The 13,877-nt window shown below is 61.1% G+C and carries 10 protein-coding genes; 5 read left to right on the forward strand and 5 right to left on the reverse strand.

Going from position 1 to position 13,877, the window contains the following annotated elements:
• Positions 1-295 precede the first annotated feature (295 nt).
• A complete protein-coding gene (locus ACT4OC_RS28945; RefSeq protein ID WP_444842481.1) occupies positions 296-2,071 on the reverse strand; it encodes a hypothetical protein in 1,776 nt (591 codons plus the stop codon).
• Positions 2,072-2,347: 276 nt separating this feature from the next.
• On the opposite strand from ACT4OC_RS28945, the gene ACT4OC_RS28950 reads away from it, so the two are divergent.
• Both ACT4OC_RS28950 and ACT4OC_RS28955 read left to right on the forward strand, forming a co-directional pair.
• Positions 2,348-3,052 carry a glycosyltransferase family 2 protein gene (locus ACT4OC_RS28950; RefSeq protein WP_444842482.1) on the forward strand — a complete coding sequence of 235 codons (705 nt, stop codon included), beginning with the start codon at positions 2,348-2,350 and terminating at the stop codon, positions 3,050-3,052.
• A gap of 131 nt (positions 3,053-3,183) precedes the next feature.
• Positions 3,184-4,077: an NAD-dependent epimerase/dehydratase family protein gene (locus ACT4OC_RS28955; RefSeq protein ID WP_444842529.1), complete on the forward strand. Its 894-nt coding sequence runs from the start codon at positions 3,184-3,186 to the stop codon at positions 4,075-4,077.
• Between the two features lie 142 nt (positions 4,078-4,219).
• On the opposite strand, the gene ACT4OC_RS28960 is transcribed toward ACT4OC_RS28955, so the two are convergent.
• Positions 4,220-5,017 carry an enoyl-CoA hydratase/isomerase family protein gene (locus ACT4OC_RS28960; RefSeq protein ID WP_444842483.1) on the reverse strand — a complete coding sequence of 266 codons (798 nt, stop codon included), beginning with the start codon at positions 5,015-5,017 and terminating at the stop codon, positions 4,220-4,222.
• 40 nt (positions 5,018-5,057) lie between these two features.
• Positions 5,058-6,257 carry a pyridoxal-phosphate-dependent aminotransferase family protein gene (locus ACT4OC_RS28965; RefSeq protein WP_444842484.1) on the reverse strand — a complete coding sequence of 400 codons (1,200 nt, stop codon included), beginning with the start codon at positions 6,255-6,257 and terminating at the stop codon, positions 5,058-5,060.
• A gap of 170 nt (positions 6,258-6,427) precedes the next feature.
• Between ACT4OC_RS28965 and ACT4OC_RS28970 the strand changes: the two genes are divergently transcribed.
• Positions 6,428-9,418, forward strand: coding sequence for an FAD-binding and (Fe-S)-binding domain-containing protein (locus ACT4OC_RS28970; RefSeq protein ID WP_444842485.1), 2,991 nt, complete (start codon positions 6,428-6,430; stop codon positions 9,416-9,418).
• 3 nt (positions 9,419-9,421) lie between these two features.
• Positions 9,422-9,850: a GlcG/HbpS family heme-binding protein gene (locus tag ACT4OC_RS28975; protein ID WP_444842486.1), complete on the forward strand. Its 429-nt coding sequence runs from the start codon at positions 9,422-9,424 to the stop codon at positions 9,848-9,850.
• Here ACT4OC_RS28975 and ACT4OC_RS28980 read toward each other — a convergent pair.
• Both ACT4OC_RS28980 and ACT4OC_RS28985 read right to left on the reverse strand, forming a co-directional pair.
• Positions 9,847-10,629 (reverse strand): enoyl-CoA hydratase/isomerase family protein, encoded by a 783-nt coding sequence (locus ACT4OC_RS28980; protein WP_444842487.1) that lies wholly within the window; start codon positions 10,627-10,629, stop codon positions 9,847-9,849. The genes ACT4OC_RS28975 and ACT4OC_RS28980 overlap by 4 nt on opposite strands.
• A 72-nt stretch (positions 10,630-10,701) precedes the next feature.
• Positions 10,702-12,807, reverse strand: a complete 2,106-nt coding sequence (locus ACT4OC_RS28985; protein WP_444842488.1) for a molybdopterin oxidoreductase family protein — start codon at positions 12,805-12,807, stop codon at positions 10,702-10,704.
• 292 nt (positions 12,808-13,099) lie between these two features.
• Between ACT4OC_RS28985 and ACT4OC_RS28990 the strand changes: the two genes are divergently transcribed.
• A complete protein-coding gene (locus ACT4OC_RS28990; protein WP_444842489.1) occupies positions 13,100-13,876 on the forward strand; it encodes a cyclase family protein in 777 nt (258 codons plus the stop codon).
• The last annotated feature ends 1 nt before the right edge of the window (position 13,877 follow it).

A 13,877-nucleotide genomic window follows, 5' to 3' on the forward strand; every position in this document is an offset into this window, starting at 1 on the left:
GCTGGCGCGGCAATACCATGCGTCCCTGCAGATCGGGAAACCGCCGCTGTTGTCGAAGGATGAGATTGAGAAGGTGCGTGCCCGCATAGCGGGTTACGGCCATGCGGACAAGTGAAGGATCAGGCTGTTGAGCCGCCCATCTTGAATGGCGCGCTTGCGGCCCTGGCGGCGGTGGCGATCTCGACCGGCTTGGTCGGCCCCAGGGCGGCGGGCGCCGGTGCAGCCCACGCGGCCGTCACAGCCCACTAAGAACACTTGTTTTCTCCCTGTTTGCTCGTCTTGCATCACCCGATTCCTAGCTTCCGCCTCTGGCGGAGTTCGCTACGCGCAACATCCAGCCTTTATCCTCCACCACCTCGGCAAATTCGGGCTTGGTCGACACATAACTCAAGATCGAAGAATGCGTGATGTTGAATGGATAAATAATTCCCGTACATCCCGACGCTTTGTCGAGCAGGACCTTCAACCCATCAGTAATAGGGGCCTCGAAATGGAAATATGGCATCTTGTCCTTGAATTGCTGAAACGCCGAAATCGTAAAGAGGTAGTCATCCGCGTTGATGATGGTGCAGCCGCTGCGAAGGAGTTGCTCTATCTTCTGGTTGACCTTAAGCCCGGCGCCTTTCACGAGTTGTTCAGCGGCGAACCTGCGCTTCAGTTCTTCGTCACTTTTCGCCAAGCTAAGGCTTAGGCCGATACAGAGCAACGCCAGACAGCAGACGACACCGCCGTCCGGCACCCTCCATCGCCGATCAAGCGGGAACAATCTCGTCGATGCAAAAGCTCGCGCCAGCACAAAGAGCGGAATAAAGGCACTTACCAATAGAAAGCCGATGAGATTACGCAAATCATAACTCAGCGCAAACGCCCAAGCCGAAATCCCGATGATCAGGGGCAGGGAAAGCCATCGGACACGGGGAACAAATGGACTGATCGCGACGCCGGAATACAGCACAATCCGAAACGGCAGCGTAAAGTTGGAATTGAAAAGCGCCAGGGCCTGCGAGAGTTTCTCTGAGATCGGGAGCGAATGATCGGGAATCCGGCGGAACGCAATGTGCTGATAGTAGACGACATAGGCAACGGCAAAGGCCGAGACGAGCCCGACTGCAACGGCAATCAATTTGGTTCGCTCGCTGGGCGGCAAGTATCTTACGGCGTCGATGCACAGGGCGATCAATACTGCCGCGGTGAACACCCCGTACTGGGGCTTCGTAGCCGCGGCGATGGAGACCAGGCCGAGCGATATCAGAGCCGTGATAATCTTTTCTCGGTTGTACCGACCTTCAGGCGGATCCGAGACAAATAACACGACGCCACAAAACGCAAAGATCGTGGCAACCCAATCCGGAAAGCCTTGCTCCAGACAAGCCCTCAACCATGGATTGCGTATTTCGGCCACCAGCCAGGCAAGCGCAATGCAAGGAACCAGCGGCTGCCAGTAGCCAAGACGCCCCAAGCTCATCGCACTCAGAACAACAGGCACCACGATGAAAGAGAGGTATATGTAAAAAGCAAAGTATTGTTCGGTCGATCCGGTGAAAATGTACGTAACCGCCCAAATCGTCGGAACAAATTGTTGATATCCCACCGAGTAGATCGGAAACTGCCCCTGAGCCCAGATCAGAGCCCAGGTATTCCAACTGACCGAGACATCGCCGGCCTCGAATATGTTTGGAACTCCGCGTTTCCAAACGTTGAAATAGACAAGTCCAAGCAGGACGACGGTCAGAACGAACCAAAAAATATCCGACAACAAGATAGTGGAACGGCCTGGATCAGCCGACGGCGCTCGCCCGGCCCTTGCCTTCAACGTCAACAGGATGAAGGCTGCGATCAATACGACGGCTGCCACGCGATAAGCCTGCAGTGGCTGGAGATGGAGTGCCGCGATCAGCGTAACCAGGAAATGATTCGCGGCCAGACTGCTCAGAAAGATGGCAAACCATCTTTGCGGAAAATTCGAAATATTGAGAGCGCGAACGAATACCACACCCGGCAACACCAGGACAAAAAGCACCGCCAGCACCCCATTTAGATAAATGGGTGCGAACCCAAAGAACCCGGCCATTAGAGAGCTTCGCCCCCGCGCTTCTTGATCTTCAACTCAGCCTCCCATTGTCCAATACTCGACAGCGAGTTTTTCACGCCGCGAGACCTGGTTTCCTCGATCCTCGGGGCCATGAAACATAGCGCGCGCCGGGCGAAATTTCCCGGATATTCGCTGGGGCACCTGACGTTTAGCACATCGAATCAGGTTGCCTCGGCCAGCTAAACAAACTATCCACTAGTTCCGGCTTGGGCTAGAAGTCCCAGTAAGCGCTCTTGAAAGCACGATAGTTAGATCATGCCGCTCCTGTCAGTGATTATTCCCGCCTATAACGAGGCCGCAACCATTGCCCAGGTGATTGGGCGGGTGGAGTCATGCGATCTGCCGAGCGGGTTCAGCCGGGAAATCATCGTGATCAATGACGGCTCCACCGACCAGACTGCGGAAGCGCTGAAGCCGTTCGAAGGCCGCCATAAGGTTCTTCACACCGATAATTTCGGAAAGGGCGGAGCGTGCCGCCGGGGCTTCTCTATGTGCCAGGGAGACTTCATCATCGTTCAAGACGCGGACCTGGAACAGAACCCGAATGATTTTTCGGAACTTCTCAAACCAATCTTGGCCAATTCCGCCGACGTCGTCTTTGGCTCCCGATTTCTGGGACCCTACAAGGCGTCGTCCCCGACGATGATCGTCCACTACGGAATCAATCGGCTGTTTACCTTCGCGACGAATCTCATCACGGGCTACCGGACGACCGACGTCTGGACTGGCTACAAGATGTACTCGCGCAAGGCGCTCAACGCGCTGCTTCCCCATCTGCAGTCGAACGGAATCGAGTTTGAGTTGGAAGTAGCCGTCTTGCTCGGCAAGTTTGGCATGCGGGTGGTCGACGTGCCTATCTCCTACGTTCCGCGATGGTACAAGGATGGAAAAAAGACCGATTGGCGACAGGCGACCAGGTCCATCGGAAAGCTGACGAAATTCAGGCTCCGCAAGGTATAGGCCGATGTACCATCTGTGCCGGGAAGTCCGCTGGCTCGACACGCAAGGGCCGTCCTCGAAAATTGGATTCGGTGACGGCGATCTGCAGCCGAAACTGATCTTGCGCGGGGGCGGTCATTAAGAGTGTCTTCATTGCAGGAGGAGGAGGATTCATTGCGCCTCACTTGCTCCGCGCCTTAGATTCGTCGCTCGCGGTAACGGCCCACATCAGGGATGCGGCCAAGCCCGTATCCGTAGCGACCGCGGTGGCCGCACATCCCGGCGCCCGTATCGTTACAGGGGCCCTGAACGACGAAGAACTCTCAGGGAAGATTCCCGGCGACTGCGACACCATCATCCACCTGGCCGGTGCAGTTCATGCTTCGAGCATCGAGGCCGTGCTGGACAGCAATGTCACCACAACGAGAAACGTCCTGGAAATCATGGAGCGCCGCAAGATTGCGAATCTCGTCTTCATGTCCACAGCAGCGGTGTGGTCGGATCTTTCGGGCAGCAGGTTGTCGGAATCAACGCCGACGAATCCACAAACGCTCTACGGCCACGCGAAGTTATCTGCCGAACGCCTAATAGCAGATTCGATCCGCCGCGACAAAATCGCTTCCGCCGTGATCTTGCGCTGTAACAATACCTATGGCCCCGGCGGTTTTCAGGGCGCCGTGGCCACCTTCATGCGGCGGCTTCTTGACGGGTTGCCGGTCCAAATCGAAGGAGACGGGCTACAAATGCGAGAACCGCTCCACGTCTCCGACGTTGTCGATGTCATCAAGAGAGCTTGCGTCGGGCCTCGCGGCGCGCATATCTACTGTGTCAGCGGACCGGAGGTCGTTACGATCGTTGAAATGGCCGAGACCATGGCAAAGATTCTCGGCCGAAAGCTTGAAATTGAGTGGAAACCGCAAAACGCGGATCGCGCCCGCCACATTGTCATGGATACGGAAAAAGCGCGTCGCGAGCTTGGTTGGGTGCCGCAAATTCGATTCGAGGAAGGTTGCCGCCGATACGCCGAAGCGCTGTCTGCGCCCTAGGCGGGCAGGATCGAGGTACCCTCCGGCTGCCACCGCATCGCGCAGCAAGCCATTCTTCTGGTAAAGATCGGTCCAGCACCAATGGTGCGGCGGGTTTTCTGCTCCGATCCAATGCGCAGATGCCAACCGTTGCTTTGATCGGCTACTTACCCCTGAAGTTGGGAGTCCGCTTGTTGAGGAAGGCATCCATGCCCTCGCGGAAATCCTCGCTCATGTAAGCCTTGAGGATCAGGTCTTCACCCTCGTCGCGCGACAGCGTGCGGCGGATGCGGCGAACCGCTTCCTTGGTGACTTCCAGGGTGATCGGGGCATGGTCGGCGACGAGCCTTGCCGTCTCGTCCGCGCGGCGTTGCAGCACCGTAACGTCAGGCACGACCTCGTTGAGCAGACCGAGCGCAAGCGCTTCCTGCGCTTCGACGAGGCGCGCCTTGAAGATCAGATCCTTGGTGCGCGCGGGACCGACAAGTGAAACCAGGCGCGAGATGTTCGACATCGACAGGCAATTGCCAAGCGTGCGCGCGATCGGGAACCCCATGCGCGTCGATTCCGTGCCGATGCGGATGTCGCAGCAGGCGGCGATGCCCGCGCCGCCGCCGGTGCAGGCGCCGGCGATGGCCGCAATCACCGGCACCCTGCAGGATTCCAGTGTGCCCAGCACCCGGTCGATCCGTGCCTCGTAATCGAGGGCATCCTGCGCGGTTTTGAAGGCGCGGAACTGCGAGATGTCGGTGCCGGATGCAAATGCCTTGTCGCCTGCGCCGGTCAGGATCAGCGCCTTGATGGAGCGGTCCTGGTTGATGGACTCGCAAATCGAGGCCATCTGCTCGTACATCGCAAAGGTAAGCGCGTTGCGCGCCTGCGGGCGGTTAAACGTGATCCGCGCGATGCCGTCCTCAACGGAATGGATAAGGTCTTCGGTAGCTGCGACCGGCGCATTCATCTTGGCTCTTTCTCTTCTCTGACGAAGACCGCGCGCGGCCTCAGGCGACCGCCACCTTCGGCATCGGCACAACGTCGCGGCCCTTGAGCACGTCCATTGCCGCCAGCACGCCCCCGCTGCGATGCGGCACCTTGGCGAGGTCAAGGCCCATTTCGACACCCGACAGCGTACCCATCAGCATGAGGTCGTTGAAGTGGCCGATGTGGCCAATACGGAACAGCTTGCCCTTGACCTTGTTGAGGCCGGTGCCGAGCGACATGTCGAAATTCTCCAGCACCACCTTACGGAACGCGTCGGCGTCATGTCCGTCGGGCATGCGCACGCCCGTAAGCGCCGGCGAGTGCGCGTTAGGGTCGAGGCACTGCGTCTCCAGCCCCCACGCCTTGATCGCGGCACGCGTCGCGGCGCTGTGGCGCTTGTGGCGAGCGAACACGTTCTCAAGGCCCTCTTCCTCGAGCATCTTGACCGCCTCGCGCAGGCCGAACAGCAGGTTAGTCGCGGGCGTATAGGGCCAGGTGCCGGCCTTGTTGATGTTGATGACGTCCTGCCAGTCCCAGTAGGAACGCATCGCGGTGTTCGCCTTGGCCACGCTGAGCGCCTTCTCGGAAATCGCGTTGAAGCCGAGGCCAGGCGGCAACATCAGGCCCTTCTGCGAACCCGCCACCGACACGTCGATGCCCCAGGCGTCGTGCTCATACTCAAGCGAGCCGAGGCCGGAGATGGTATCGACCATCAGCAGCGCTGGATGCTTGTGTGCATCCATGATTTTGCGGACTTCGCGCGGGTCGGTGACGCAGGCGGTCGAGGTCTCGTTATGGACCACACAGACCGCCTTGATCTTGTGCGCCTTGTCGGCCGACAGCCTCGCCTCGATCTGGGCAAGATCTGCGCCGTGCCGCCAATCGCCCGGAATGAAATCGACGTCGAGTTTGAACTTGTCGGCGATGCCGCGCCACAGCACGGCGAACTGCCCCGTCTCCGACATGAGCACCTTGTCGCCGGGGGCGAGCGTGTTAACGATCGCGGCTTCCCAGGCTCCGGTTCCCGACGAGGGATAAATGATCACGGGCTGCTTGGTGCGGAACACCCGCTGCATGGCGGCCAGCACGGCAAAACCGATCCCGGCGAACTCCGGACCGCGGTGATCCATGGTCGGCATGTCCATGGCCCGCAGCACACGGTCCGGCACATTGGTCGGTCCCGGAATCTGCAGAAAATGCCTTCCAGTATGCACGGTCATGGGCGTCCTTCCCGGTCTAGCCTTGGCTTTGCGAGCCGCTCGAATACCACTATTCGGCGGACTTGTCCCACGCCTGGTGGGGCCCGCCAGTGCGCTTTGGGCAGGGCTCTGCCTTGCCAAGCCGGGGGCCGGAAGGCATGACAGTTCAAGGACATCAGGTGAGACCATCCATGGTGGCTACGAGGGCCGAAAAGTCCCGAATCTCGGCGGAAAACAGCGCGCTTGCCGCGCGGCTTTCGCGCGAAATCACGGGTGACGTACTGTTCGATGCCTTCAGCCGCGGCCGCTACGCCACCGATGCCTCCTTCTACCAGATCATGCCGGCGGGGGTCGTGGTGCCCCGCAACATGGACGAGGCGCTGAAGGCGCTCGTCATTTGCCGGGACGAGGGTCGAATCGTCACCCCGCGCGGCGGCGGCACCTCGCAATGCGGCCAAACGATCAACGAGGGTATCGTCGTCGACTTCTCGAAGCACCTGAAACGGCTTGTTTCCCTCGACGTGGCAAACCGCACTTGCGTTGTCGAGCCGGGCATCGTGCTCAATGACCTGAACCGCCAGCTGAAGAAGCATGGGCTGTGGTTTCCGGTCGACGTCTCCACCGCCTCGCGCGCGACCATCGGCGGCATGGCCGGCAACAATTCCTGTGGCGGCCGTTCACTGCGCTACGGCACCATGCGCGACAACACGCTGTCGATCGACGCGGCGCTGGCCGACGGCACGCGGCTGCACTTCGGTAAGGTGCCGCGCGATCTGGCGCGGGTGAATTCTCCGGAGAGCGGCCTGGCACTGGTCCGCGACATGCTCGATCTCGGCAAGCGCGAGGCTGACGAAATCGCTGCACGCTTCCCGAAGGTGCAGCGCCGGGTCGGCGGCTACAATCTCGATGCGCTCGTGCCGCGCAACGCGCCGAACAACATGGCGCATCTGCTGGTCGGCTCCGAAGGCACCCTCGCCTTCACCACGCAAGTCGAACTAAAGCTGTGGCCAACTATCCGCAACAAGGTGCTCGGCGTCTGCCACTTTGGCAGTTTCTACGAGGGGATGGACGCTGCACAGCATCTGGTGAAGCTGCGACCGATCGCGGTCGAACTGGTCGATCGCACCATGATCGCACTCGGGCGCGATATCGCAATGTTCCGCCCGGTGATCGATGCGACTGTGCGCGACGATCCCGATGCGCTCTTGATCGTAGAATTCGCCGAAGAGGATCAAGCCGACAATCTGCGCAAGCTGAAGCAGCTTTCGGAACTGATGTTGGACCTCGGCTTCGGCTGGAGTAATCCGCGGCGTAAATGGGGTGGCGTGGTCGATGTCGTCGAGCTCACTACGCAGGCGGCTATTGCGGATTTCCGCACCTCCGGCCTCAACGTCATGATGTCGATGAAGCAGGAAGGAAAACCCGTCTCCTTTGTCGAGGACTGCGCGGTGCCGTTGCCGCATCTGGCGGACTACACCGAGCGGCTGAACGCGATCTTTGCCAAGCACGGCACCCGCGGAACGATGTATGCACACGCCTCCGAAGGCTGCCTGCATGTACGCCCGGTGCTCAATCTAAAGCTGGAGAAGGACGTCAAGGCGATGCGCGCCATCGCCGAGGAAGCCTTCGCCATGGTGCGGGAATACAAGGGTTCGCATTCCGGCGAGCATGGCGATGGCCTGGTCCGCTCGGAATTCCACGAGGCGATGTTCGGAGAGCGCATTATCGCCGACTTCAGGGAGGTTAAGCAGCGCTTCGATCCCGGCCAAGTGCTCAATCCCGGCAAGATCGTCGACCCGCCCAAGATGGACAACCGCTCGCTATTCCGATATGCGCCGGACTATCTCGTGGGCGAATTGAAGACGGCGCTGGACTGGTCGGCTTATCCCGGCGCCGGCGGCGGTTTTCAAGGCGCGATCGAGATGTGCAACAACAACGGCGCCTGCCGCAAGCTCGAAGGCGGCGTCATGTGCCCGTCCTATCGCGCTACCCGCAACGAGAAGGATGTCACACGCGGTCGCGCCAACACGCTGCGGCTTGCGATCTCAGGCCAACTCGGGCCGGATGCGCTTTCGTCCGACGAGATGATAGAGACGCTGAAGCTCTGCGTCTCCTGCAAGGCCTGCCGTCATGAATGTCCGACCGGCGTCGATATGGCCAAGATGAAGATCGAGGTGCTGGCGGCGCGGGCAGCCAAGCACGGGCCTTCGCTGCGCGACCGGCTCGTCGGCTATCTGCCGCGCTATGCCGGCTTTGCATCGCGCTTCGCGCCGATCGCGAACTGGCGGAACAACAGTCCGTCGCTGCGAAGCCTGTTCGAGAAATTTGCAGGGATCAGCGCCAAGCGCGCCCTCCCCGCCTTCCGCCGCGATGTGTTCGCGCCTGAGACGGACGTGTTCGGTGCGGCCGATGGCAACGAGGTCGTGCTGTTTGCCGACACGTTCAATCGCTTCTATGAACGCGAAAACGTCGATGCAGCACTTCGAGTGCTGGTCGAAGGCGGCTATCGCGTCCACGTCCCGAGAGCCGCGGATCGTGGCAGGCCGCTGTGCTGTGGCAGAACGTTCCTTTCCGCGGGTCTTGTCGACCAGGCGCGCGCGGAGCTGGCACGCCTGGTTTCGACCTACGCGCCGTTCGCCGCGCGCGGCGTGCCGATCGTCGGCCTGGAGCCCAGCTGCCTCCTCACCCTTCGCGACGAACTGCCATCGCTGCGCTTGGACAATGATGCCAGGACGATCAGCGCCCATGCCCTGCTGTTCGAGGAGTTTCTGGTACGCGAGACCGAAGCTGGTCGCCTGCAACTTTCGCTCGGCGCCATCGCGGGCCAGGTGCTGGTGCACGGCCACTGCCACCAAAAATCGTTCGGCGCCTTCAAGGCGGTGGAGAAGACGCTGCGGCTGATCCCGGAACTATCGGTCGAAACCGTGGAAAGCAGCTGTTGCGGCATGGCCGGGGCTTTCGGCTATGGCGCGGACACCTATCAAGCCTCGATTGACATGGCCGAGCTTTCGCTACTTCCGGCCGTTCGGCGTGCCGATGAACGGACCATTATCGTTGCCGACGGCACCTCGTGTCGGCACCAGATCAAGGACGGCGCAGCGCGCGAGGCGATCCACGTCGCGCGCGTACTGGCCTATAGCCTCGACAACGCGAAATTAACATCCGCAGATTCAAAGGAATAAGTGATGCCTGAACTGACTCTCGACGTCGCCCGCAAGATTCTGGATGCCGCGCTGGCGAAAGGCATCGAACGGAAATTGAAGCCGCTGGTCATCACCATTTTGGACGCGCGTGGCGCGGTGAAGGCAACCGTAGCGCAGGACGGCACCAGCCTGATGCGAGCGGAGATTGCGCACGGCAAGGCCTACGGTGCTCTGGCGCTGGGGATGGGCTCGCGCGCGCTGTTCCAGCGTGCGCAGGAGCAGGCCTATTTCGTGAGTGCCGTGAATGCGCTTGCGCAGGGCCGGCTTGTGCCGGTGGCCGGCGGCGTGCTGATCCAGGACGGCGGAACGCTGCTCGGCGCCGTCGGAGTCAGCGGCGACACGTCAGACAATGACGAGATTTGCGCCGTCGCCGGCATCGAGGCAGCGGGGTTGAAGGCGAATACCGGCTAGCGCCCCGGCCAGGTTGGCTTGCGCTTCTCGCCAAAGGCCTTGAGGCCCTCCTTGGCGTCCTCCGTCATCGCCAGCAGCGCGATCTGGCTTTCAGTATAGGCGATGCTTTCGTCGAACGACATCGAGGCAATCGCGCGCATGGCATACTTGCCGCGGCGGATTGCGGTCGGCGACTTGTCGACGATGCGGCCGATCAGCCAATCGACCTTGGCGTCGAGTTCGGCTACCGGAACGATGTAATTGAGTAGACCTGCGGCTAGCGCGGCCTTGGCGTCGAAGGGCTCGCCGGTCAGCGCCCATTCGTTGATTAGGCGCGGCGGCGCCATCGATTGCAACAGGCTCATTACCTGCATCGGGAACACGCCGACCTTCACCTCGGGCAATCCGAAGATGACGTTGTCGGCGGCCACTGCCATGTCGGTCATGCAGAGCAGCCCCATACCGCCTGCCATGCAGACGCCGCCGACTCGGGCGATCGCTGGCTTGGTCGCGTTCTGCGACAGGCGAAGCAGATCCGCGTAGTCGACATTGGGCCGCGAAAAATCCATCGCGAAGGCGGCGCCGCTGTTCTGCAGGTCGGCGCCGGCGCAGAAAGCCTTGTCGCCGGCACCGGTCAGCACTATCACGCGCACGTCCTTATCGTCATGTGCTTCCCGGTAGCCCCTGGCGATGCCCGCGATCACGTCGCCGTTGAGCGCGTTGCGCTTGTCGGGCCTGTTGATCGTGATCCAGAAAGCCTGCCCGCGCTTCTCGCGGATGACGCTCGTATGATCGGTCATGGTCGCACTCGCCTGTTCTGCCACATGCTGACACGCATTTGCGGCAGGACGACGGTGGACTGCAAGCGCCAACTAGCTCTTGTGCGCAGGCGCTGCGACTTTCTTGATCCAGACCTTGTTGTCGTGGAAGGGGGCACCACCGATCGGCGCCACCACATCCGCTCCAGTCAATGTGTTGATGCCGCGGCCGCCGATGTGGGACTTGTTCGGATGGATCGACTCGGCGATCAGCACGCCGCGGCGCAGGCCGTCGAACAGTCTTGCCGTCAGGGTGGTTTCGCCGCGCGTGTTGCCGAGCGTCACGGCATCGCCTTCCGCAATCGACAGAGAAGCCGCATCCTCCGGGTGGATCATCACGGTCGGGGCACCTTCGCGGGCCCGCGAGCCAGGCGTCTCGTTAAAACTGGTGTTGAGGTAACTGCGCGACGGCGAAGTGGCTAGCCTGAAGGGGTGCTGCTCGTCCGCCTCCTCGATGGCGGCCCAGTGATCCGGTAGCGACGGCATTTGCTCCCATGGGCCCTTGCCGGCAATGCCGATGGGCGGGTGCGCCCAGTCGGCCTTGAAGTGGAACTTCTTGTCGGCGTGCGCAAAGCCGTCGAGATAATGCGAGGTGCGGAAATTCGGCTGGATATCGCGCCAGAGGTCGGCCTCCAGCGTCGCGATATCGCCATGGCCACTCTTCCTTAGCGTGGCGTCTATCAATTCGCGGGGTGTCATTTCGAAGGCGGGATGCACCGCGTTGAGCCGCCTGCCAAGCCCCTGCAATACTTCATGATTGGTTCGACATTCGCCCGGCGGCTCGATCAGCTTGGGCCCGACGGAGATGTGCTGGTGACCGCCGCCGTAATAGAGATCGTCATGCTCGAGGAACATGGTGGCCGGAAGTATGATGTCGGCCATCGCAGCTGTTTCGGTCATAAACTGCTCGTGCACCGCGACAAAGAGGTCTTCGCGGGCAAAGCCCTGGCGAACCAGATTCTGTTCCGGCGCCACCGTCATCGGGTTGGTGTTCTGGATCAGCATCGCCTTGACCGGCCCTTTGCCCTGCAGCGCTTCCGCGTCGCCGGTGAGGATGCGCCCGATCCTGGACTGATCGAGTGCCCGCGTTGAACGGTCGATTGCGTCGTGCCCCTCGATCAGCGACTCGTTGAACTGCCAGATCGAGTAGTTGTTGTGGAACGCGCCGCCACCTTCATATTGCCAGGCGCCGGTCACCGCCGGAATACACAGCGCGGCATGCATTTGTGCGGCGCCATTGCGGCTGCGGGTAAAACCGTAGCCGAGACGGAAGAATGTGCGCTTGGTCTGGCCGACGGCGCGGGCAAACGCCTCGATCTCCTCCACCGGCACGCCGCAGATCGCCGACGCCCACTCAGGCGTCCGGGTCTTCAGATGCGCTTCCAGCTCGCTGGGGCAATCTGTATAGTGCGCCATGTAGTCGCGATCGGCAAAGCCATCGCGAAACAGCAGATGCATGACGCCGCACGCGAAGGCGCCGTCAGTGCCGGGCCGCAGGATGATCTTGATATCAGCCTGTTTCATGGTGTCGTTGTTGTAGATATCGATCGCCGCGATCTTCGCGCCGCGCTCCTTGCGCGCCCGCATCGCGTGGGTCATGACATTGACCTGGGTGCTGACGGGGTTGGTGCCCCAGATCACGACTAGGTCGGAGACACCTATCTCGCGGGGGTCGACGCCGGCGATGTTGCCGGTGCCGACGGCGTATCCGCTGCGCGCGGTGCTGACGCAGATCGTCGAGTAGAAGCGGGAATATTTCTTCACATGCGTGAGGCGATTAATGCCATCGCGCATCACTAGGCCCATGGTGCCTGCATAGTAGTAGGGCCAGACCGACTCGGCACCGAACTCGCGCTCGATCTTCAAGAAGCGGTCAGCGATCTCATCCAGCGCTTCGTCCCAGGAGATGCGCGCAAACTGGCCGGAGCCCTTGGCGCCCGTGCGGCGCATCGGATAGAGCAGCCGGTCCGGATGATGAATGCGCTCGGCGTAACGGGCGACCTTGGCGCAGACAACACCGGCCGTATAGGTCTGGATTTTCGAGCCGCGCACCCGGCCGATGGCGCGACCGTCGATCACTTCAACATCCAGCGCACAGGCGGATGGGCAATCGTGCGGACAAGTGGAATGGCGGATGTCGATCTTGGCGTGCTGGTTCATGTCTCCAATACTATCATCAAAATCCGTCACAGCCGAGTGGCTTTCCCCGGCCAACTTGGCGCACAGGCCATGCGTCAGGCGCCGGATAGGCGCCGCCATCGGCGTGGATCGCCTTCCCCGCGATGTTGCGCGCCGCAGTATGCGGCCGAGCGTCACGAATTGCTTGCCCCTGCGGGATTTCTGGAAGCCATGGCGGCAGGTGATGGCGGCCGGGCTGAAGAGCCGTCTTGAACGGATGCGCGTCTGAGCGTTTAACTGCAGCAATCAAGTTTATGCGACCAAGGAAGTTACCATGACGCGCAAACTGATCGACATCTCCGTGCCACTGCAGAATGACGTACCGGCCGATCCTCCAGGCAATCACCCGACGATCCACTACATCGACCACCAGCAAGGCCTGCCGCGCATGCTGCAGTTCTTCGAAGGATTGAAGGCCGAGGACCTCCCGGACGGACAAGGCTGGGCGGTTGAGCAGGTGCAGCTTTCCACCCACAACGGCACGCATCTCGATGCACCGTGGCATTTCCATCCCACCATGAACCGCGGCGAGCGCTCATGGACCATCGACGAGGTGCCGCTGGAGTGGTGTTTTCAGCCCGGCGTGAAGCTCGACTTTCGGCATCTGCCGGATGGTTACGTCGCGACTGCCGGGGATGTCGAGAACGAGCTGAAGCGAATCGGCCACGCGCTTTCGCCCCTGGAGATCGTCGTCGTCAACACCAGCGCCGGCATCAAGTACGGTCAACAGGATTACGTCAATTCGGGTTGCGGCATGGGCTATGAGGCGACGATGTATCTGCTCGAGCGCGGCGTGCGGCTTACCGGAATCGACGGGTGGAGCTGGGACGCGCCATTCTTCCACACCGCAAGGAAGTACGCCGAGACGAGGGATGCCAGCCTGATCTGGGAGGGTCACAAGGCCGGGCGTCACATCGGTTATTGCCACATCGAGAAGCTGCACAATCTGGAGCTGCTGCCCTCGACCGGTTTCATGGTATCGTGTTTTCCGGTGAAGATCGAGCATGCTTCCGCTGGCTGGACGCGCGCCGTTGCCATTCTCGATAGCTAGT

It is taken from the genome of Bradyrhizobium sp., from assembly GCF_052389815.1.
Taxonomy (GTDB): domain Bacteria; phylum Pseudomonadota; class Alphaproteobacteria; order Rhizobiales; family Xanthobacteraceae; genus Bradyrhizobium.

What these genes read in the sequence shown, in the direction of transcription:
- ACT4OC_RS28950 (WP_444842482.1), top strand. Translation starts at nt 2,348, where the DNA reads ATGCCGCTCCTGTCAGTGATTATTCCCGCCTATAACGAGGCCGCAACC.
- ACT4OC_RS28960 (WP_444842483.1), bottom strand. Translation starts at nt 5,017, where the DNA reads ATGAATGCGCCGGTCGCAGCTACCGAAGACCTTATCCATTCCGTTGAG.
- ACT4OC_RS28985 (WP_444842488.1), bottom strand. Translation starts at nt 12,807, where the DNA reads ATGAACCAGCACGCCAAGATCGACATCCGCCATTCCACTTGTCCGCAC.
- ACT4OC_RS28965 (WP_444842484.1), bottom strand. Translation starts at nt 6,257, where the DNA reads ATGACCGTGCATACTGGAAGGCATTTTCTGCAGATTCCGGGACCGACC.
- ACT4OC_RS28945 (WP_444842481.1), bottom strand. Translation starts at nt 2,071, where the DNA reads ATGGCCGGGTTCTTTGGGTTCGCACCCATTTATCTAAATGGGGTGCTG.
- ACT4OC_RS28970 (WP_444842485.1), top strand. Translation starts at nt 6,428, where the DNA reads ATGGTGGCTACGAGGGCCGAAAAGTCCCGAATCTCGGCGGAAAACAGC.
- ACT4OC_RS28975 (WP_444842486.1), top strand. Translation starts at nt 9,422, where the DNA reads ATGCCTGAACTGACTCTCGACGTCGCCCGCAAGATTCTGGATGCCGCG.
- ACT4OC_RS28980 (WP_444842487.1), bottom strand. Translation starts at nt 10,629, where the DNA reads ATGACCGATCATACGAGCGTCATCCGCGAGAAGCGCGGGCAGGCTTTC.
- ACT4OC_RS28990 (WP_444842489.1), top strand. Translation starts at nt 13,100, where the DNA reads ATGACGCGCAAACTGATCGACATCTCCGTGCCACTGCAGAATGACGTA.